The sequence below is a fragment of the Gammaproteobacteria bacterium genome, from assembly GCA_016705365.1.
Classification (GTDB): Bacteria; Pseudomonadota; Gammaproteobacteria; order Pseudomonadales; family UBA5518; genus UBA5518.
This window is the reverse complement of the sequence record JADIYI010000008.1, coordinates 794,741-815,341: the sequence shown is the minus strand read 5'-3', so window position 1 is coordinate 815,341 and position 20,601 is coordinate 794,741. Positions and strand designations below refer to the sequence as shown.

The window sequence follows — 20,601 nt, the reverse complement described above, 5'->3', positions numbered from 1 at the left end:
CCATCCGTCTACAGATCGATCACATTGGAGCGAACCAGTACGCCACCATCCACCACCAGGTCATGGCCGGTGATGAAGCTCGCACGATCGGAACACAGGTAGACCACCGCGTCGGCGATCTCCTGCGGCTCGGCGAGACGGCCCATCGCATGGATATTCAGGGTCTTCTCGCGCAGCTCCGGCATGCTCTTCAGGAAGAAATCCATGCCCTTGCTGTTGATGCCCCCGGGACAAACGGTGTTGACGCGCACCCCGCGGCGAGCGTATTCGCTGGCCACCGATTTGCTGAGCGCCAGTACGCCGCCCTTGGCCGCCGCGTATGCCGCCTGGTGCGCATCGCCGCGCATCCCCGACAGCGAGGCCACATTCACGATCGCACCGCCTCCCGAGGCCTCGATCAGCGGCAACTGGTGTTTCATGCACAACCACACGCCACGCAGCGTCACGCTCATGCAACTATCCCATTCATCCTCGGCAAGCTCTGTTACCGACTTGTTGTCCGGGGCGCGTGCCGCATTGTTCGACACCCAGTGCAGCGCACCAAAGGTTTCGCGCGTGGCGGCGATCACGCCGCGGATATCGGCAGAGCGCGACATATCCGCCTGGATCGCGATGCCGTTGCCACCGGAGTCACGCACCAGCGCCAGGGTCTTCTGCGCACCCTTCTCGTTGATGTCCGCAACCACCACGCGCGCGCCTTCGCGCGCAAAGGCCAACGCCGTCGCGCGCCCGGTACCCGCGCCACCACCCATCACCAATGCCACCCTGTCACTCACCGCTTGCTGCTCCTCTCCCGATACCCAAAGCGCAATCAGCGCGAAGATACGGATATTAACCGAGTCAACCGGAACCGCGTATCGTTGAAACAAGGGGATTTGCGGCAGCTTCAGCCGACGATTCGCGCATCGCTGGGCGGAATCCGTGAGCCGGAGCACGGAAACCCGGCGCAGGCTGGCGTATAAACGAGGTCCGGCTGATTGAAAAGCGCGCCGCAAGGCGACCCTGCCCGACGCGCTCAAGAGAGGCAATGTGTACGCGGCCAACCGTGGACATTCATCTGCATCCACCCCTTCGGGACTGCTGCGCCGCGCCTCGCGGCTGGGTATCCTGATGGCGGCATTCAGCCTGTTTACAGGCATGACCGTGCTGGCATCCTGGTACTTCGAATTTCCCTCGATACTCGCCCCGATTGCCGGAAGGGTAACGCCACAACCCTGGGTGGCAGTCTGTGTCGTGTTGTTGTCGAGCTGCCAACTGCTCGGTGCCAACCGGCTGCGGATGCCGATCAACATTACCTTGCTCGGCGTACTCGCCATCGTTGCGGTCGGGCTCGGCTGGAGCGATGAAACCGGGGATATACCCGGACTGCTCGAACTGCTGCCAGGCGCTCCATCGGCAAGCGTGATGAATTCGGAGACCGTGCGGCTGTGCCTGCTGCTGGTTTCGCTGTCACTGTTGCTGCGCGATTTTCGCAACGCGCTGCAGTCACAGACCCTGGCAGTGATTGCGTTCGGGCTGCCTCTGACGGCCTTGGCCGCCAAGACGATCGGAGCTCCAGACAGCCAGGTGCAAATGTCATTCACGAACGTGTTCATGCTGCTGCCGCTGTGCGTGGCGGCAGGACTGGCCACGGTTTATCGCGGCTTCTTCCGCGCATTGCTGGGACCCACTCGGGCAAGCGCGATCGCGCGACGCTACCTGTACGCGATCCTGCTCGCTCCCTACCTGACCGGCATCGCAATCATGAAGCTCAGCCTCGGAGCGACCGATCTGCGCTCTGTGGTTCTCGTCGTATCGATCGCACAGATCGTGAGCCTGCTGATCGGATTCCTGGCGCTATCGTTCTCCAATTTCGAACGTCTCATCCGGGTGCAGCAACGCAAGGCCGAGCGGCTGATCCGCCGCGACACGCTCACCGGCGCATTGAATCGCAGGGCCTTCACCGAGCAGGCGGAACGCGAGATCGAGCGGCGAGGAGCGCCCGGCACCGGCCTGTCATTGCTGTTCGTCGACCTCGACCATTTCAAGAGCATCAATGACCGCCTTGGTCACAGCGTCGGCGACCGGGTCCTGAAACGCCTGATCCGCGTCACCCGCTCCTGCCTGCGCAGCCGGGACTGCGTGGCGCGATGGGGCGGCGAGGAGTTCCTGGTACTGCTTCCCGATACCGATCGCGCCGGCGCGCAACTCATCTCCGAAAAAATCCGGCAACGAATCGCTCGCGAGTGTTTCGCGGAACTCGAGGATGAGCTGCGGGTAACGGTATCGATCGGCTGTACCGAACTCGCGAGCGGCGACTCGCTCGAGGAGCTCGTCTGCCGCGCGGACAGCGCGCTCTATCGCGCCAAGCACAAGGGCCGCAATCGAACCGAGGTGGTTTGACGGGCGCCGATCAACGGTATTGCGCCGGTGTGCGCAGGGTCGATCCGGCTTTTCCCGGCGCACCCGGCAGCCGTTCATCCAGCGAGGCGCCGCGATTATCGCGGGCCCTGAGCGTGGCGCCGTGGACAGCTTACGCGCCTCGCGCGCAACCATGCGCCACGCCCTATCGCAGAACGCGGAAATCTCCGATCTCCACGCTGCGCGCATCCGCGGCGAGCGCTGCCACGTTGGAAGCGCTCAGCGCATCCAGGAATGCCAGCAGCTCGTCTATCTCGCCGGCGCGCAGTTGCAGCGGGCGAATCCTCGCATCCTGTCCGGCATGCGGCGCGCCTCCCGCCGCGTAATACTCGAGTACTGCGCGCAGATCCGGCAGCGATCCATTGTGCATGTAAGGCGCGGTCAGTGCGATGTTTCTCAGGGTGGGTGTGCGGTAGCGCCAGCGGTCAGCAACATCGGCGGTGACCTCCATCCGGCCGAGGTCGGAGGGGCGCGGGCGCAGCACATCGGTGTTCACATCGATCACCACTCCCGGCGCCAGCTGCAATCGCCGTATGGCATCGCCCTCGCGCGCTTCGCGATAGGCGATACCGGTATCGTGAAACAGCCCGTCGCTGAACAGCGCGGCATCCTTGCCAACCAGATGACAGTCGCTGCACCCGCGGTTCCTGAACACATCGAATCCGCGCTTCGCATCCGCGCCGAGCGCATCCTGCTCACCACCGAAAAACCAGCGATCGAAGGGCGAGTCCGCCGCCAGCAATACGCGCTGGTAACCGGCCAGCGCACGCCCGAGCGTGCGGCGCGAGATAGCGCCACCAAATGCCGCACGGAACTGCTGTTCATATACCGGTATCGACCCGATCCGCTCCAGCACCTGCTGTTCGCTGCGATTGCCCATTTCATTGGCCGCCAGCAGGGGAAACCAGATCTGCTCTTCGAGGCCGGTTTCGCGACCATCGTGAAACAGCTGTGCTCGGTAGGCCACGTTATAGAGCGAGGGCGCATTGCGTCGCACCATGCGCCCCTCGAAACCTACCGGGGTTGCCAGCTCATTCTGCGCAAAGCCCTGCTCGGGGATATGGCACATCGCACACGACAGCGTGCCATTGGCAGACAGGCGGCGATCGAAGAAAAGTCTGCGCCCGAGGTCGATCACCGCCGGGTCAGGCACCTCTGCGGGAAACGGCGGCAATCCCAGCGGGGGGTTCACGGCAAGCTGGTAAAGATCCACCGGGCGCACGCGCATCGTGTCGAGGCGCTGCGAACTGGTGACAAAATCCTCGCGTTCATAACCGGCACGGCTGTCACCGGCTCTCAATTCCTGCGCGATCAGCCCTTGCGACTGGATGCAGAGCAAGAGCACGACAAGCAATCCGGACAACATGTGTGGTCATAATCTCCGACAAGGGTGGTAGGATAATAACCCGCTATCGTTTGACCGGAGGTGTCTCATGTCCCGCAATCGACTGGTAGTTGTGCTCGCAGCACTCGTGATCGGCTTTGCCGGCGTCGCGCGTGGCGACGAAACCTGCATGTCTCCGTACATGGCAAAGATCGTCGGGCAGGAAGATTTCGTCTATGTCTGGACCCTTGGAATGGAGGGCGTCGGTGACGGGCAGGACAAGCTGGTCACGGTCTCGGTGAATCCCGCGGCAGCGGATTACGGCAAGATCGTCAATTCATTGTCCGTCGGTGGTCGCAACGAGGCACACCACTCCGGCCTTACCGATGATCGGCGTTTTCTGTGGGCCAGCACCCTCGATACCAGCAAGATATTCATTTTCGATATCGCCACCGACCCCGCCAAGCCACGTTTGCACAAGCAGATCGATGACTTTGTCAGCCGCTCCGGCGGCGTGGTCGGACCCCACACGAGTTATGCGCTTCCCGGGCGCATGATGCTGACCGGTCTTTCGAACAACCGGGATCATGGCGGGCGCACCGGGATGGTGGAATACACCAATGACGGCGAATACCTGCGCACGCTGTGGATGCCAACCGATGACAACCTGCTCGGCGCGACCAAGACCGGAAATTTCGCCGACGGCTACGGTTATGACCTGCGTGCGTTGCCACGGCGCAATGTCATGGTCACTTCGTCGTTCACCGGCTGGAACAATTACATGATGAACCTCGGACAGATGATGGGTGACGCCGAAGCCATGAAGCGCTTCGGCAACACCGTGGTTGTCTGGGATCTGCAGGCGCGCCAGCCGAAAACCATCCTCGACGTACCCGGCGCACCGCTCGAAATCCGCTGTGCGTGGGGCACGAGCAGCAATTTCTGCTTCACCTCCACCGCGTTGACCTCGAAGATCTGGCTGATCCACGAGGAAGACGACGGCTGGCATGCAACAGAAGTGGCCGATGTCGGAGATGCCGCGAAAATTCCGCTGCCGGTCGATATATCGATCAGCGCGAATGATCAGCAGTTGTGGGTCAACACCTGGAACGACGGTACCACACGGCTGTTCGATATCTCCGATCCGCATGCTCCCACCCAGATATTCGAGCAGCGCATCGGCGAGCAGCTCAACATGGTTTCCCAAAGCTGGGATGGCAAGCGGGTGTACTTCACCTCCTCCCTGCTGGCGAACTGGGACAAAAAGGAGCCGAGCGGTGCCGACCTGCAGTTCTTCAAACTGTTTTCCTGGGATGGCAGCACACTGAAGCCTGCCTTCAGCATCGACTTCATCAAGGAGGGGTATGGTGCTCCACACCAGATGCGCTTCGGTGCGTATGCACTGTACGGCAAGCACCCGCCCGCAAAGAGCTAGCCCGTGGGTCGACTGCCGGGTCTGACCGGCACTGTGCTTGCTGCGCTGCTGAGCACTCCGCTCGCAGCGCAGCATCAGCAACACGAAAAGCCGCCGCAACTGGCGCCGGGTTATTCCGCGCTCGGCTTCGCGCTTCCCGCCGCGGGCTCCTACACCCTGCCACCGATGGGCACCGCAGCCGATGCCGAAGTGCTGGACAGCCAGGGAAAGTCGCGCCGCATCCACGATTTTCTCGGCGACAGGATCGTGTTACTCAGCTTCATCTACACCAGTTGCAGCGATGTGAACGGCTGCCCACTCGCCAGCTCCGTCCTGCGAATCGTGCAGGAGCAGGTGCGCCACTCGGCGGACCTCGAGGACCGGGTGCGGCTGATCAGTTTCAGCTTCGATCCACAGTACGACACCCCGGCTCGTCTGCGTGAGTACAGCAGCCACTTCCTGAGCCCCGGATTCGACTGGCAGTTCCTGACCAGCCCCTCACCGCAGGCGTTGGCGCCGGTGCTCGCAGCCTACAACCAGTGGGTGATCCGCGACTACGACGCCGATGGCAACTATCTCGGCACCATGTCGCATCTGTTGCGGGTATATCTGATCGACCGCGATATGCGTATCCGCAACATCTACAGCACGTCGTTTTTGCACGCCGATACGGTGGCCAACGATATCCGTACCCTGCTTGCCGAAGAACACCGAGAATGACGCAGCGTGCGGACGCGGCATTCAGCGCGGCGCCTCATGCAAGGGCTGGGTCATCAGCGCCGCGAAAGTCTGCTGCCCGGGAGCTCGAAAACTCTCGAGCCCGATATCCATTCGCACGGGATCTCCGCGCGAGCGGGCCAGGTAGGATCCCAGCCACCGGTCCCAGCAGGAGAGCAGAAAGCCGAAATTGCGGTGATGCTCGTCGCTGCGCGCCGAATGATGTATCCGGTGCATGTCCGGCGTGACCAGCACCCTGCGCAACGCCGTCTCCAGGCCCGCGGGCAAGCGGGTATTGGCGTGACTGAACAACGACGCGCTACTCAGCAACACTTCAAAGCCGAGCGTTGCGGCCGGTGAGGCACCAATCGCAAGCACCAGCGCCGCCTTGACCGCCAGCGAAACGAGCGCCTCCAGCAGATGAAAGCGCAGCCCCGTACTGGCATCGAACCAGGTGTCCGAGTGATGCACCGCATGCAGACGCCACAACCAAACCACGCGATGAAACAACCGGTGCTGCGCATATACACCGAGGTCCAGCGCCACTATCGCGGGCAGGAAGCCGATCCACGATGAGGCGCCGAGCGAGCGCAGCAATCCGATATCGTTGGCGGAGCCATAAAGACTGACACCTAGCAGGGCATAGACGCTGACAATGCGGGTCACGACGGTATTGGTCAGAAACAGCAGGATGTTTGGCAGATAGGCGCGTGCGGGACGCGCAGTTCGCAGCCCGGCCCGGCGCTCCCATATGAGCAGCAAAGCGAGCACCGAGAAAAACACCGTCGCACGCCACAACGGCTCGAAGGACACAAGTGTATTCATGTCGTGCCTGGCAGCCTGGCACGTGCCGGGTAAGCGCAGGGAAGGGGCGTCAGGAATTCTGTACCGCCACCAGGCGGCGAGCTGTATTTCCCCGCGGGGTCTTGTATTCCAGCTGCGTTCCCGACACAAATCATCGGCACCAAGGCCTCGCACCATGCCTGCGGATCCACTCTCGGGGATGGATCAGAGCCAGGGTCAGGAGCTTGCGCCGTCCCCTGGAGCAGAACGCGGCGCTTGCCTCCAGAGCGATAGCCGTCCGTTACTTGGTCATATCCTTCATCGACTCGGCAGCGTTTTTCCTGGCCTCTTCGGCCGCAGCCTCGCCCGCATCGACTGCATCGTCGACAGCCTCGCCCGCTGCATCAACTGCATCGTCGGCAGCTTCGCCTGCCGCATCGGCGGCATCACTTGCCGCGTCGGACGCCTCATCCATCGCCTCGCCGGCCGCATCGCCCATCTCGTCCATGGCATCACTCGCGTCATCCATCGCGTCATCCATCGCATCGCCCGCTTTGTCCGCTGCATCGGATGCGGCATCCATTGCATGGTTTGCGGCATTGGTCACGGGAGCCGTCACGGCCGGTGCCGCGCCGCTGGACTCTTCCTTGCCGCAGCCTGCAAGGCCAAGGGCGAACAATGCACAAATAAATATTCCGGTCGACTTTTGCATACCTGTGATCCTCGTGAAATGAACATGCCCGGACGATCATAACATCACATACCAGCAGATGCAGATGCAGGTACAGATCGGACATCGTCAGATCCGCTCGCGCCCTCAGCGGCAACTGCGAGACGCATCGCCGGATTCGGCCAGGGCCGGACTGCGCTGTTGCTGCCCGACGCTGCGCCGGGCGCCGGTATCGGCCGCGCAATTGCCCGGGCCTGTTGCGTGCCTGGCGCCAGGGATCGGACAGCCGTCAAGGGCGCGGCAAAATCTACTGGCTGCGCAACGTCTCGCACGCCGAAGCAAGCGCGGGACTTGCAAAAAGTGCCTTGCCGGCGCAGAACGTCGCCGCCACATGGCCGCTGTCGAGATCCTCGCGCACCAGTTCCCACGGCGCATCGAGCAGGCAAAGATCGGCGGGGCTTCCCACCGCGATCAGCGGACGTGCCCGGCCAGGCCGCAGCGGATCGCCCGTGTAAAGATCCAATGCCTGCTCCGGCGTCAGCGCTTCATCGCAACCGATACGTACTCCTTCCGCGGTACCGCGGCCGACCGCCGCGCGCATCGCCGCCCATGGGTCGAGACCGCCGTAGGGCGCATCACTGCCGGCCGCGAGCGGCACGCCGTGGCGCAGGAAGCCGGCGCAGCGGTACAGCAGCTCGTGATCACCAGGGTCCACATCCGCCAGGTACTGCGCGCCGCGCTCGGCGATGAAGTGGGGCTGGGTCACAACCGTCACCCCCAGTTCGGCCATTGCTTCAAGTGCGTGATCGTCGGCGATGGCAGCGTGCTCGACACGATCGCCGTCGCTGGCGCCCGCGCCACGCAGCGCCGCCAGCGCATACACCAGCTCGGTGCGAGTGACGCAGTGAAATGCCACGTTGCGCCCCTGCCGATGCGTGCCGGCAATTCGGCGCTCCAGCGCCGCGAGCCCGGGCAGTTCCGCTTCACGCAAATAGATCTTGAGCGGCCCGATACGTTGCCACGAGTTGGCGTCGGCAACCTGCGTGAGCAACTGCTCGCTACCCATGACCAGCAGCCGTTGCATCAGTTCGCCGCGCGAACGCGAGGCGGCAAACGCGGCCCACTCCGCCGGGCCATTGCGCGCACCGGCATCCGTGACACCGGTGACGCCGCAACGGGCAAGCTCCGCCGACAAGCGATGCAGCCCGGGAAAAGACGATTGGATACGCTCGCGCAACCACGCATCGAGCGCGAAGATCCGGCCTGTAAGCTCGCCGTCGGCTCTGCGTTCGACGCCGTCGGGCAGCTCCCGGTGCCGATCGATTCCGAGCGCCGCGAGCGCGCGGCTATTCAGCACCCACATCATCCCGCTGCGATGCTGGATCCGTACCGCCGGCGCCGGACACACGGCGTCGAGCCAATCGCGGTCCAACCGCGACGATACGCTGTCATGGAATCCGACTCCGCGCAGCCACTGGCCGGCAGTGACAATCCCCGCCAGCAGTGCCGCCTCGAGCTCCTGCTCGTTGCCAACCTGCGGTGGCCCGCAAACCACCGATTGTTGCGCGGCGGCGGTCGCGAACAAGTGCAGATGATGATCGTGCAAGCCATGAATCAATGCTCCGCCGCGCGCAGCGATCAACCATTCTCCCGGCGCGGGCTCGAGATGCCGGTCAATCGCTGCAACCCGGCCATCACTGATACGCAGATCACACGGACCCGATCCCGCCAGCGCGACGTTGCGGATCAGGAACCGGCTTCCTGCAGTCGGCAGCGCGGGATTTGCGATCGGGCCAAGGTCCATGCGCCGCTCAGCAGAATTCGCGCAACACGCGTGCGGTATCACGGCCTGGCGTCGCCGCGCGTGCGCTCACGGCTCTTGCCTGCGGTGGCTGCGCCGCGTGCCCGGCTACTGCATGTGTCGTGTCGTGCAGCGCAGCGCCGTACGCGGCAACTCCATGCAGGGAGATATCGAGCAGCCGGCCACCACCATCGAGCCAGCTGGCATAAGCCAGCAGTGCCGCATGCAGGCCAGTGAGCGGATCGGCAATCGCATCGCCGCAAAAGACGCTCCGGGCACCGTCGCGACGCAGCAGCCAGCCAAGGCCGGCCGCGACTCCGGCGTCATCGCCGTAGGCAATCCAGTCGCGCATCGGCGCCTGGCGCCCGTAACCGGTGATCGACACCCAACTGATACCGGGCCGGGACGCAACGATTTCGGCCGCACGGATGCCAAGCTGTTCGAGGCCCCTGGGCCGCGCCGATTCGAGCACGATATCCGCTTTCAGCAGCAACGCGAGGAGCCGCGCACGATGGTCTGCCGAGCTCAAATCCACAACAACGCTTTCCTTGCCCGCATTCAGCAGATCGTAGAACTCCGGGGGGCCACCGCGGGCTCCATCGAGACGCGAAACACTCTCCACCTTGATGACGCGCGCACCGGCCTGCACCAGCAATTGCCCGCACAGCGGTCCGGCCCACAATGCGCAGAGATCGATGACCAGCGGCGCCTCACGGCGCAATCGCGGCGTTGCCGAGGCGGCAAGACGCTCGCTGTCGTACCATCGCCTGCGGTGCTGCGGCACCTCCTCGGCTGCCACCGCCAGGCCCAGCAACCGGGCACGCTGCACCAGGCTGGCAGTGCTGCGCGCATGCAGGATCCTCGCAACTGCGTCCCAATCCGCTGCCGGTTGCTCCAGCCAGGCCGGCACCAGTTGCCAGTCATCATCGCGCGCCAGATTGAGCGCGATACAGCCATCGGCGGTGTCGATCAGTCGACACGCGCCGCCGGCCGATATCCGTCCGCGTCGTTGGTAGCCGGCAATTGCCGCACGTTCCCCGAGCAACCGGTACGCGGGGAAATCCGCTGCAAATCGTTGCGGACAAAGACTCGCGAGCGCAAGCCAGGCGCCCTGCGCGCAGGCCGCCAACGGGGCAGCGCAGGGCAGCGGCGTACCGTCGGCCTGACCGGTGAGCGACATCGCGCCCGACAGCGCCCAGAGCAGCGATGGGGCACGATCATCGACGGAAAATACGGCAGGTATGCGACGCACCAGCGTGCCCAGCAGCAGGTGCGCGTAGCTGTCCGGTGTGGTTTCGAATGCGTGCCGGTCGCTCACGGTGGCGGCGCGTCAGGACCAGGATTATTCCGCTGCGCGGAAGTAGGCCTCGACCTGCCCTTTCATCTTGATGGTCATCGGGTTGCCGAAGCGGTCAAGCGCCTTTCCGGCGGGCATGCGCACCCAGCCTTCGCTGACGCAGTACTCCTCGACGTTGGTTTTTTCCTTGCCGTTGAAACGGATACCGATGCCACGGGCAAGCAAATCGGCATCATGGAACCTGCTTTTCGGGTTGACGGAGAGGCGATCGGGTGGCGTATCGGACATCGGGAATCGGAATCCTTGCACGGCGGTTGGTTCGGCAGCCATTTTGCGCCGAAACGGCGCCACCGCGATAGCTGCGGACAGGGAATGCCTGCGCACCGGGAAATCTTCCGCCGTATTTTGACCACTCCGGCTTACCGGATCCGGTCCATCACCTATAATCGCCACTCGATCCAGCAAGGCAGATCACGCTCATCGCCTCCACCCGAATTCCCGATCGGCTCAAGCCTCTGCTGGAGGATGGTCTCGTCGATGACGTGATCCGTCAGCTCAAGAGCGGCAAGGAAGCTGCCGTCTACCTGGTGCGCTGCGGCCGGGAGATCCGTTGCGCAAAAGTCTACAAGGAAGCCAACAAGCGCAGCTTCCGCCAGGCGGTCGAGTACCAGGAAGGCCGCAAGGTGAAGAACAGCCGCCGCCAGCGCGCCATGGAAAAAGGCTCACGCTACGGCCGCCAGGAAAAGGAATCCGCCTGGCAGAGCGCCGAGGTCGATGCGCTGTACCGGCTCGCTGCCGCCGGTGTACGCGTGCCCAGACCGTTCGGTTTCCATGACGGCGTGCTGCTGATGGAGATGGTGGCCGACGCCGATGGCGATGCGGCGCCACGGCTCTCGGACGTGGAACTCATGCCCGAGCAGGCCCTCGTCTACCACGAGATGCTGCTCAACCAGGCCGTGCGCATGCTGTGTGCGGGCCTGGTACACGGCGACCTCTCCGAATTCAATATCCTGCTGAGCGCCGACGGGCCGGTGATCATCGACCTGCCGCAAGCCGTCGACGCCGCCGGCAACAACCACGCCGCGCGCATGCTCGAGCGCGATATCGATAACCTCGCCAATTATTTCGGCCAGTTCGCGCCCGAGCTGATCGGTACCGACTATGGCAAGGAAATCTGGCAGTTCTTCGAAGCCGGCCAGCTGACGCCGGAGACGCCGCTCACCGGTCGCGTCGAACGGATTACCGTGGCAGCCGACGTGGACGCGGTGCTGAAGGAGATCGAAGACGTGCGCGCCGCGGCCCTGCGCCGCCAGGAATGGCGTGACGCGCTCGATGCACCGTCGTTCTGACGCGACATGGCTGCGTCGATACCCGCAAACACACCCTGAACGGCGTCATTCGGACTGCTTTGCGAATAGCATGTTCCCGTTCCGATCCAGTGTCTAAGCGGCCGACACCCGTCCGTGCACCTCGCCTGGAGTACACAAGCCCCCCTCGCAGCCCGTACCATTGTCCCTCACTTTCACCGCCAGCCTATGGAGCATATGCCGCATGAGTCACCCGGGACTGCGCCGTCTGCCCGACGCCGAGGAAATCGATGCTTTCTGGCGCGACGGCGTGGTGTGCCTGCGCAGCGTGCTCGACATCGATTACGTGATGTCGATGACTGGCGCCGTGGAGCGCCTGATCGCGGAATCCATCGGTACCACGATGTACGACATGACGGCCATGGGCGAGGATCTCGCGCGCGCCGGCGAGACCATTCTGGCGGACACGCGCACCGGTGGCGGCCGTTTCATCTCCGGCATCGATCATTGGCGCATCGATCCGCAATTCGCCGCCTTCGCCTGCACATCCGGCGTACCGGCAATCGTCGCGGCGCTGTTGCGCACCAACAGGCTGAACCTGTGGGAAGACAGTGTGCTGGTCAAGGAACCGGGCACCCGCGAGCGCACCGCATGGCACCAGGACCTGTCCTATTTTCATGTCAGCGGCGAACAGGTGTGCACTACGTGGATACCGCTCGATCCGGCCGACGCCGAGACCGGCGCGATGTGCTTTGCGCGCGGTTCGCACCGCTGGTCGGACCTGTACCGGCCAAACATGTTCGTCTCGAACATGCCGATGGTCGGCACCGTCGGCGAACAGGTTCCCGATATCGACCGGATGGCTGCCGAGGGCGAAGTCGAGCTGCTGCAGTTCGATCTGGGTCCCGGCGACATGACGGTGCATCATGCGCGCACACTGCATGCGGCCGGCGGCAACCTGAGCCGCGACCGGCGCCGGCGTGCGATCAGCGTGCGTTATTGCGGTGACGATGTGCGCTACCATATCCGGCCGGGAGCGCCACTCAAGCCGCATCACGAATTGGTCAACGAAGGCGATGTGCTCGATGGGCCGGACTGCCCGCTCGTGTGGCAGAGAGCCTGAGGGCGCACGCGCGCTGCGCAAGCCGAACCAGCCCGGACAAGCGGACCCGACATGAGCATCGAGATTTCCAGGGAAGCACGCAAGGCGGCGCTCGATTCGATCGAGCGTTACTTCGATGAAAACATGGACGAGAAAATCGGTCGCCTCGGCGCCGACGCGCTGCTCGACTATTTTATTGCGGAGCTGGGCCCGGTTATCTACAACAAGGCGGTCGCCGACGCCCAGGAACGGCTGCAGTTGCGCGTCATGGAGCTCGACGCGGAAATCTATGAAAGCGAGTTCCAGTACTGGCGCGACCTGGAGCGCAGGAAAAAAGGCAAATAGATGGATGGCAATGCGGACATGAATTTATCAATGCACCCCCTCTGGCTGGTCGGTTTCCGTCCTTTCTTTGCCCTGGCCTGTTTTTCCGGTCTCGCTCTGCCACTGCTCTGGGTGCTGATCTATCGCGGCCTGCTGCCGGCGCCCGACACCTCCTTTGCCGCCGTGCAGTGGCATGCCCACGAAATGTTTTTCGGCTTCGGCTGGGCCGTCCTCGGCGGCTTTCTGCTGACCGCGACCAAGAACTGGGTCCAGGTCCGCGGCTATCACGGCGTGGCGCTGATGTACCTGGTGGCGGCCTGGCTCTTTGAACGCATCGGGATGTGGTCCGGCGGGGGCTGGCCCAGCTGGCTGTTCGAGCTGTCGAACAATCTGTTCCTGGGTTCGATCACTGCCATGCTGGCATGGACGCTGCTGCGCTATCGCAAGCAGGACGACTACCGCGACAACTATTTCTTCCTGCTGATCTTTCCGGCTTTTCTGCTGGCCAAGCAGTTGCTGCTCGACCCCGGGCATTTCCAGGCGGGTGTCGTCATGGCAACGGGACTGTTTCGGATGGCCTTTCTGGTCATGCTGGAGCGCACCCTGACCCAGTTCATGAAGAACGTATTCCAGGCGAGCATCCTGCGCCACGAGATGCTGGACCGGACAATCAAGCTGCTCGCGCTGCTGCTGGTCGGAGCCGGCTTCCTGCCCGCAGCGCTGGCAGGCGGGATCTCCTTGCTGCTCGCGCTGCTGCTGACGGCAAGGTTCATCTTCTGGAAGCCGCAACTGGCCATGCGGCGCCTGGAACTCGGCATCATGTACCTGGGCTACATCGGCATCGTGCTGCAATTGCTGATCGAGGCGCTAGGCGCGTTCGCGGCGCCACACTGGGTCGGCGCGCTTTCGGTGCATGTGTTCGGGCTTGGCGTCATGGGGCTGATCATTCCCGCCATGCTGATCAGGATCGCCAGGGGGCACACCGGGCGCAAAGTGGCTTTCGACGGTGTGGACAAACTGGTGCTGTGGATCATGATCTTCGCATTCGTGCTGCGGGTCATTGCCCCGCAAATCGATGCCGCCGCCTATTCGCTGTGGATCCTGCTCGCCGCCTGTGGCTGGCTGTGTGGCTTCACGATCCTGGCCTTGCGCTTGATCCCGTTGCTGCTCAAGGCCAGGGTGGATGGCAAGGAGCATTGATCAAGCCGTTCAGCGGCGCACGAACTCACCCGTCGACTGATCGGCCACCAGGATGATTTCCAGCTCCGCGATGATGTCCTCCTGGTACAGGCGGTTGCGCTTGTGCTCGAGACGGTCGTGTTCCTCGTCGAGGTGCGTCACCGCATTTTCGAGATGCGCCACGCGCTTTCTGTTTTCGGCCAGCAGCGAGGAATAGCAGGCGTGCAGCAGCACCGTGTGCAGGTACTGCTGCAGCAGTCCGTGCACGAATACCTGCGGCTCGAGGTTCAGCAGCAGCGGCGCGCGCGGGGCCACCCGATCCGCTTCCAGAAAGGGCGAGAGCAACGGATCGAGCCGGATGCCCTCGTCGCCGGCACCGTGATACAGCAGGGCGAGAGAGGGCAGATGCTGCTCGCTCTGCAGCGCGGCGCAACGCTCGAGCAGCTGGCGAATCACGGCCGGCACATCGTCGGCGATCGTGGCACCCGACAATTGCGCCAGCAGGCCGGGGCGGCCTTCGAGCTTCTGCCCCAGACGCGTGCCGAGGCAAACGATCGCGCGCGGCGCGGCTGTCGCGGGCAAGTGTTCCAGCGCCTCCTGCATCTGCTTGTTGAAATCGCCGCACAGCCCGCGCTCGGCGCCGATCACGATCAGCAGCGGGTTTTCCGCGCGCCCGTTCAGTGCGGGCAGCGCGTGCTCGGACGCAAAATCCGCGGCCATTTGCCGCACCCGCTGCACGCACAGCTGCTGGACCGGCAGGACCGGCGCCAGGCGCTGGGTTTCCATGTGGGCCAGCGTCTTGATGCTGTCCATGATGCCGCGGATGTCGGCCAGCATCTGCAGGCGACGGTCGATCACGTGGCGGCGCGACACGGTCAGCCCGATCCCGGAATGCCGAGCCACGCCTCGAGCTGCTCGATCCACTCCTTGCGCGGGGAATCGAGCCCGAGTGCGCTGGCGGCAATCTGTTCCTGCAGTGCATCCATGCAACTCTGCAACTCCTCGAGCGGCTTGCCATCGAACAGGTCCTCGTTGAAGCCGATCAACCAGCCCAGGTTGAAACACTCGCTGACCGGTTTCAGCCGGTCCTGCTTCAGCAGCTCGCGCAGGATCCGGCCGCGCTGCAGTTTCTTCTGCAGGCCGGTTTCGGGGCGCGCACCAAAACGCGTGAACACCTCGAGTTCGAGGAATTGCAGGTAATCGAGCTTCATCCTGCTCGCCTCGTTCTTGATCGCCTCGGGTTGCGCCTTGCCGCCGATACGCGATACCGATTTGCTGATGTCGATCGATGGCCGGAAGCCACCTTGGAACAGGGCCTGGCTGAGATAGATCTGGCCATCGGTGATCGAGATCAGGTTGGTCGGGATATAGGAGGCAATCTCGCCGAGCTGGGTTTCCACGATCGGCAGAGCAGTGATGCTGCCCCCGCCGCAGCTCGCGTTGAGACAGGTGGCGCGCTCCAGCAGGCGCGAATGCAGGAAGAAAATGTCGCCGGGGTAGGCCTCGCGTCCGGGCGGGCGGCGCAACAGCAGCGACAGCTCGCGATAGGCATGTGCGTGGGTGCTGAGATCGTCGTAGACGATCAGTACGTCCTTGCCGCGATACATCCAGGCCTCGGCGATGGCGCAGCCCGCGAATGGCGCGATATAGGACAGCCCCGGCAGCGCGCTGGCCTCGCTGACCACCACGGTGGTGTAATCGATGGCGCCGAAATGCTTGAGGGCATTCAGGGTGCTGACCACGCTGGAGCGGCGCTGGCCGATCATAACGTAGACGCAGTACACATCGCGTCCGCGCTGGTTGATGATCGCATCCATCGCGAGCGAGCTTCGGCCGAGGCCATCGTCACCGATGATCAGCTGGCGCTGGCCGCGTCCGACGGGTATCAGCGTGTCGATGATCTTGCTGCCCATGTAGAGCGGATCGTGCACGAAATCGCGCTCGACGATGCCCGGCGAGCGTGTGTCGAGCGGGCGGTGCTGCGTGTCACGCGGCGCCTCGCCGCCGTCGAGCACCTCGCCGAGCGGATTGATCACGCGCCCGAGCAGCGTGTCTCCCGTGGCAATGCTCATCTGCCGCTTGCTGAGATGCACCTTGCAGCCGGCCGCGAGCTGCTGTGTCTGCTGCAGCATGATCGCGCCGACGCTGCTCTCGCCGAGGTGGTAGACCACGCCCCGGCTGCCGTCCTGGAACAACAGGATCTCGTCGATGGCGGCCGAGGGCAGCCCGCTGATCCAGGCAATGCCATCGCCAACCGAGCTCACCACACCCTGTTCGGTTGCGCGCAGGCGCAGCTCGTAGTGCTCGATCCACTGCTCGAGCTGCCCGAGTTGCCCGAGCGCCTCGCGCGCCAGCAGCAATGGCTCAGACGGCATCGCCGCTCGCCTCGAACAGCTTCAGTTCGGCGGCGAGGCTGGCGTCGAGCAGCAGCGCCTCGACGCGGATCGCGACGCCGGCGATCAACGCCGGATCCACGCTGTATTCAACCGGTGGCGGCGTGCCCGTGAGTGCCCCGAGCGCGGCTTCGAGTCGTTGCCGGATCGCATCGCCGAGCGGATGGGAGCTGCACACGCGAACAGGGGCGTGCTGCTGCTCGATGCTTGCCTCGAGCTGCACCCGGGTCGTCTCGGGCAGGGTTGCGAGCTGCTCGATCGCCAGCGCCACCAGTTGATCGCAGAGCGCCGGCGAAGCGAAGCGCTCCAGCAGCCTGCTGGCAAAGCGCGCAGCCAGGGTCACGGCCTGCTCCTCGCAGGCTCTCAGCATTTCACTCTTCTCGTGCTGGCGCAGCACCGCGCCCTTGTCGCGCTCGGCAGCGATTTCCGCCTCCAGCGCCTCGAGCTTCGCGATACGCAACGTTGCGATCTCCTGCCCCAGCTCCTCGCGGGCCCGGAGCCGCTCGCTGTCCATCTCCTTGCTGCGCGCCTCGAAGTCCGTGACCATCTGCGCCGCTGCCTGCCGGGCCTGCTCTGCCTTTGCGAGATCCTCCGCAATCAGAGCCTGGCGGCGGCCGATGATGTCCATGACCGGCTTGTAGAGAAAATGCTTGAGCAGCCAGACGAGCACCAGGAAGTTGATGATCTCCAGCGAGAAACTCGTCCAGTCGATGTTCACCTCGTTCCCCCCTCGGCTGCGCGCTTGCTCAGGAACCCAGCGCCGGAGTCAGCAACGACAGCAGCGGGTTGCGGAACAGCACGATCAGCACCACGACCAGCACATAGATCGCCAGTGACTCGATCATCGCCAGCCCGATGAACAGGATGCGCATGATGGACTTCTCGGCCTCGGGCTGGCGCGCCAGCGCCTCCAGCGCCTGGCTGATGGCCTTGCCCATCGCCAGCGCGGGGCCGATCACGCCGATGGCGATGGCCAGCAGCGCGGCAACGGTAAAACAGCTGACGAGCAGCACGCTGTCATTCATGGGTTTCTCCTTCGGGTTGTTCGAGACGCGACTGCTGGGATTGCAGCCCGCTCGCGATATAGATCAGCGCGAGGATGCCGAAAATATAGGCCTGTACCAGCGCCTCGACGATATGCAGCATCAGGATCGGAACCGGTGCCAGAAATCCCGCGACCATCAGCACCAGCAGCGCCGCCATGCTCAGACTCATCATGTTGCCGAACAGGCGCACCGCCAGTGCCAGCGTGCGGGTGATTTCGCTCAGCACGTGGAACGGCAGCATCAGCGGTGTCGGTGAAAGGTAGTGGCGCATGTAGGCACGAAAACCGCTGATGCGGATGCCGTACCAGTGCACCGACACAAACACGATGATCGCCAGCGCGGCGGTGAGCGAGAGATCCTCGGTGGGTGAATGCAGCCCCGGCACCAGCCCCATCAGGTTGGCGAAAACCAGGAAGATCCAGAGCGTGGTGATCAGCGGCATCAGTTCGCGGATGTGCCCCGGTTGCATGCCCTCGATGGCATTGCAGGCCACGCTCACCACGCCTTCGAGCACGGTCTGCCAGCGCCCCGGGTTGAACTGCAGGCGGCGCGTGACCAGCCACGAAACTCCCGTCAGCAGCAGCATGAGTCCCCAGGTGTCGAGCACGGTCTCGCTCAGCGTGAACAGGCCGAGATCAATGCCGCCCCTGTGCAAAAGATCGCTGTTCATGGCCTCAGTCCTTGTCCTTGATGAACAGGTATACATTACCGATGCCGATCGTGACACCGAGCAGGATCAGGCTGACGGTCCAGCTGGTCTGGAAACCCGTGTACCTGCCATCCAGCCAGCTGCCGAGATAGGCGCCGATCACCACCGGGATCACGAACAGAAAGCCCAGGCTGCCGAAGTGCGCGAGTTCCGCGAGCATCGTGTTGTGCTCGCGACGCGCGCGGTGGATACGCCGGGCCTGGTTGGCGATGCGCTTCTCCAGTTGCTGCTTCTCGCGCTCGTCGATGGTCATGCCTGGTGCTTCTTGAGTTCCCAGATACGCAACATCATGTTTTCCTCGATCTTTGCAAGGCTCAGGCGCAACTGCTGGCTGGCCTGCTGGTCGCGCAGCATCTGCTCCTCGAGGATGCGGCTGATCTGGTCAAAATCCGCGTGCCGCCAGAAGCGCCGTGCAATGATCCTCAGCACGTTGTCCTCGAACGACAGCAGCGCACCCGGAAAGGCCAGGTACTCCCAGTCGGCAACGGCATCGTCAAGGCCGTGGCGGAAGCGCGCGAGCCCGCTCTCCAGCACGGTCATGAAGCGCTGATGATGCGCCATCAGCCCGAAGCAACCGCTGGCGTCCTCGCCGACGAATTGCCAGACCTCCTCGACACACGCCAGTTGCCTGCTGTCATAGACCTCCATGCGGAACCGCGCGCTCATCTCAGATCTGCTCCATGGCGCCTTTCATGTAGCAATCGTCCTCGGGCAGCGCATCGTATTTTCCTTCGAGGAAGGCCTCGCAGTCGGCCAGCGTCTGCGCGAGCGGAACGCTGACTCCGGGAATCCCCGAGTGCTCCTGGGTCACGAAGAACGGCTGCGTGAGGTAGCGCTGCAGGCGCCGCGCGCGCTTTACCACGCGCTGGTCTTCCTCCGACAACTCCTCCATGCCGAGCATCGCGATCATGTCCTCGAGCTCCTGGTAGCGCGCGAGGTGTTCCTGCACCGCATGCGCAACACGGTAGTGACGCTCGCCGAGCACGCGACGGTCCATCAGCTTGGTCTTCGAGGCCAGCGGATCAACCGCCGGATAGATGCCCTGGCTGGCCTGGGCGCGCGAGAGAATCACGTTGGTGTCGAGGTGGCTGAGTATCTCGCTGACCGCCGGGTCGGTCATGTCATCGGCCGGCACGTAGACCGCCTGCACCGAGGTGATGGCGCCCTCGGCCGATGAATTGATGCGCTCCTCGAGTTCCGCGACCTCGGTCGAGAGCGTCGGCTGGTAGCCGACCGTGGCCGGCATGCGCCCGAGCAGGCTCGATATCTCGCTGCCGGCCTGCACGAAACGGAACACGTTGTCGACCACGAACAGCACTTCCTTCTGCTGCGAATCGCGCAGGTACTCCGCATAGGTCAGCGCGGCCAGTGCGACCCGAAACCGCACTCCCGGGCTCTCGTCCATTTCGCCGTAGACCAGCAGCGAATTCGGCAGGACGCCCGCGGCATGCATCTCGTGCCACAGTTCATGACCTTCGCGGATGCGCTCGCCGACACCGGCAAACACCGACAGGCCGTGGTGGATGTGGGTGATCGCGTGCATGAACTCCATGATCAGCATGGTCTTGCCCACACCGGCGCCGCCGAGCAGGCCGGTCTTGCCGCCGCGCACGAAGGGACACAGCAGATCGACCACCTTGATGCCAGTCTCGAGTATGGTCTCGCTGCTGGTGACCCGGTTCAGCGGCATTGGCGCGCTGTGGATGTTGCGGTAGTGATCGGGGTGCAACGGCGCCATGCCGTCGATGGGTTCGCCGAACACGTTCAGCACGCGTCCCAGGCAATCCGGCGACATCGGTACGTGCAGCGGGCTGCCGGTATCGAAGACCGGCGTGCCGCGCTGCAGGCCGGCCGAGCGGTGCAGAATGATCGCCCGCACATGATGTTCGTCGAGGTGCTGATGCACTTCGCACAGATAGCTGTGACCGTCGGTCCGCGCGTCGAGCGCCTGGCGCAGGGGTGGCAAGGTCTGGCAGCGTATCACCACCACCGGACCCTGCACCTCGGTCACATGGCCGATCGGAGTCAGCGCCGGTTGCGGCGTCGCTCTGCCGTCCGGGACGGTGACCAATGACATGGGCAAATCCTGTACGGTGACAAGGTAAATGAAACCACGGGCGCCAGTGTATACCAGT

Annotated in this window: 22 protein-coding genes; 7 read left to right on the top strand and 15 right to left on the bottom strand. The window is 63.8% G+C overall.

Annotated elements, in window-relative coordinates:
* Positions 1–8: 8 nt before the first annotated feature.
* On the bottom strand, positions 9–776 hold the full coding sequence (locus tag IPF49_11340) for a glucose 1-dehydrogenase (protein MBK6288208.1): 768 nt from the start codon (positions 774–776) through the stop codon (positions 9–11).
* A 334-nt stretch (positions 777–1,110) separates the two neighbouring features.
* On the opposite strand from IPF49_11340, the gene IPF49_11335 reads away from it, so the two are divergent.
* Positions 1,111–2,382, top strand: a complete 1,272-nt coding sequence (locus IPF49_11335) for a GGDEF domain-containing protein (protein MBK6288207.1) — start codon at positions 1,111–1,113, stop codon at positions 2,380–2,382.
* Positions 2,383–2,545: 163 nt separating this feature from the next.
* On the opposite strand, the gene IPF49_11330 is transcribed toward IPF49_11335, so the two are convergent.
* Entirely contained in the window at positions 2,546–3,745 is a 1,200-nt protein-coding gene (locus IPF49_11330; GenBank protein ID MBK6288206.1) for a cytochrome C peroxidase, read from the bottom strand.
* Positions 3,746–3,833: 88 nt separating this feature from the next.
* Between IPF49_11330 and IPF49_11325 the strand changes: the two genes are divergently transcribed.
* Together IPF49_11325 and IPF49_11320 are read left to right on the top strand one after the other, a co-directional pair.
* A complete protein-coding gene (locus IPF49_11325) occupies positions 3,834–5,159 on the top strand; it encodes a selenium-binding protein (GenBank protein ID MBK6288205.1) in 1,326 nt (441 codons plus the stop codon).
* 165 nt (positions 5,160–5,324) lie between these two features.
* Positions 5,325–5,858 carry an SCO family protein gene (locus IPF49_11320; protein MBK6288204.1) on the top strand — a complete coding sequence of 178 codons (534 nt, stop codon included), beginning with the start codon at positions 5,325–5,327 and terminating at the stop codon, positions 5,856–5,858.
* A 21-nt stretch (positions 5,859–5,879) separates the two neighbouring features.
* Here IPF49_11320 and IPF49_11315 read toward each other — a convergent pair whose 3' ends face one another.
* From IPF49_11315 to IPF49_11295, 5 genes are all read right to left on the bottom strand, one after another.
* Positions 5,880–6,680 carry a sterol desaturase family protein gene (locus IPF49_11315; GenBank protein ID MBK6288203.1) on the bottom strand — a complete coding sequence of 267 codons (801 nt, stop codon included), beginning with the start codon at positions 6,678–6,680 and terminating at the stop codon, positions 5,880–5,882.
* A gap of 259 nt (positions 6,681–6,939) precedes the next feature.
* Positions 6,940–7,350, bottom strand: coding sequence for a hypothetical protein (locus IPF49_11310; GenBank protein ID MBK6288202.1), 411 nt, complete (start codon positions 7,348–7,350; stop codon positions 6,940–6,942).
* Between the two features lie 265 nt (positions 7,351–7,615).
* On the bottom strand, positions 7,616–9,112 hold the full coding sequence (locus tag IPF49_11305) for an amidohydrolase family protein (protein MBK6288201.1): 1,497 nt from the start codon (positions 9,110–9,112) through the stop codon (positions 7,616–7,618).
* A gap of 7 nt (positions 9,113–9,119) precedes the next feature.
* Entirely contained in the window at positions 9,120–10,427 is a 1,308-nt protein-coding gene (locus IPF49_11300; GenBank protein ID MBK6288200.1) for a CoA transferase, read from the bottom strand.
* Between the two features lie 24 nt (positions 10,428–10,451).
* Positions 10,452–10,694 carry a DUF3297 family protein gene (locus IPF49_11295; protein ID MBK6288199.1) on the bottom strand — a complete coding sequence of 81 codons (243 nt, stop codon included), beginning with the start codon at positions 10,692–10,694 and terminating at the stop codon, positions 10,452–10,454.
* A gap of 206 nt (positions 10,695–10,900) precedes the next feature.
* Between IPF49_11295 and IPF49_11290 the strand changes: the two genes are divergently transcribed.
* The 4 genes from IPF49_11290 to IPF49_11275 all read left to right on the top strand — a co-directional run bounded on the left by IPF49_11290 (position 10,901) and on the right by IPF49_11275 (position 14,339).
* Complete coding sequence (locus IPF49_11290; GenBank protein ID MBK6288198.1) at positions 10,901–11,755, top strand: serine protein kinase RIO; 855 nt, start codon at positions 10,901–10,903, stop codon at positions 11,753–11,755.
* A gap of 202 nt (positions 11,756–11,957) precedes the next feature.
* Positions 11,958–12,836, top strand: coding sequence for a phytanoyl-CoA dioxygenase family protein (locus IPF49_11285; protein MBK6288197.1), 879 nt, complete (start codon positions 11,958–11,960; stop codon positions 12,834–12,836).
* Positions 12,837–12,887: 51 nt separating this feature from the next.
* Positions 12,888–13,160: a DUF2164 domain-containing protein gene (locus IPF49_11280; protein MBK6288196.1), complete on the top strand. Its 273-nt coding sequence runs from the start codon at positions 12,888–12,890 to the stop codon at positions 13,158–13,160.
* An 18-nt stretch (positions 13,161–13,178) separates the two neighbouring features.
* Positions 13,179–14,339, top strand: a complete 1,161-nt coding sequence (locus tag IPF49_11275; GenBank protein ID MBK6288195.1) for an NnrS family protein — start codon at positions 13,179–13,181, stop codon at positions 14,337–14,339.
* A 9-nt stretch (positions 14,340–14,348) separates the two neighbouring features.
* Here the strand turns inward: IPF49_11275 and IPF49_11270 are convergent, their stop codons facing one another.
* Genes IPF49_11270 through IPF49_11235 form a run of 8 tightly spaced genes read right to left on the bottom strand, consistent with a single transcriptional unit; the run spans position 14,349 to position 20,543 of the window.
* Positions 14,349–15,221: a F0F1 ATP synthase subunit gamma gene (locus IPF49_11270; GenBank protein MBK6288194.1), complete on the bottom strand. Its 873-nt coding sequence runs from the start codon at positions 15,219–15,221 to the stop codon at positions 14,349–14,351.
* Positions 15,194–16,693, bottom strand: a complete 1,500-nt coding sequence (locus tag IPF49_11265; protein MBK6288193.1) for a F0F1 ATP synthase subunit alpha — start codon at positions 16,691–16,693, stop codon at positions 15,194–15,196. Before IPF49_11265 ends, IPF49_11270 begins: the two co-directional genes overlap by 28 nt.
* Positions 16,683–17,429, bottom strand: a complete 747-nt coding sequence (locus tag IPF49_11260) for a F0F1 ATP synthase subunit delta (protein ID MBK6288192.1) — start codon at positions 17,427–17,429, stop codon at positions 16,683–16,685. Before IPF49_11260 ends, IPF49_11265 begins: the two co-directional genes overlap by 11 nt.
* A 28-nt stretch (positions 17,430–17,457) precedes the next feature.
* Positions 17,458–17,736, bottom strand: a complete 279-nt coding sequence (gene atpE / locus IPF49_11255; GenBank protein ID MBK6288191.1) for an ATP synthase F0 subunit C — start codon at positions 17,734–17,736, stop codon at positions 17,458–17,460.
* Positions 17,729–18,427 (bottom strand): F0F1 ATP synthase subunit A, encoded by a 699-nt coding sequence (locus IPF49_11250; GenBank protein MBK6288190.1) that lies wholly within the window; start codon positions 18,425–18,427, stop codon positions 17,729–17,731. Before IPF49_11250 ends, atpE begins: the two co-directional genes overlap by 8 nt.
* 4 nt (positions 18,428–18,431) lie before the next feature.
* Positions 18,432–18,719 (bottom strand): AtpZ/AtpI family protein, encoded by a 288-nt coding sequence (locus IPF49_11245; protein ID MBK6288189.1) that lies wholly within the window; start codon positions 18,717–18,719, stop codon positions 18,432–18,434.
* Positions 18,716–19,132: a F0F1 ATP synthase subunit epsilon gene (locus IPF49_11240; GenBank protein ID MBK6288188.1), complete on the bottom strand. Its 417-nt coding sequence runs from the start codon at positions 19,130–19,132 to the stop codon at positions 18,716–18,718. The genes IPF49_11245 and IPF49_11240 overlap by 4 nt, the downstream gene beginning before the upstream one ends.
* A 1-nt stretch (position 19,133) precedes the next feature.
* Complete coding sequence (locus IPF49_11235) at positions 19,134–20,543, bottom strand: F0F1 ATP synthase subunit beta (GenBank protein ID MBK6288187.1); 1,410 nt, start codon at positions 20,541–20,543, stop codon at positions 19,134–19,136.
* Between the last annotated feature and the right edge of the window lie 58 nt (positions 20,544–20,601).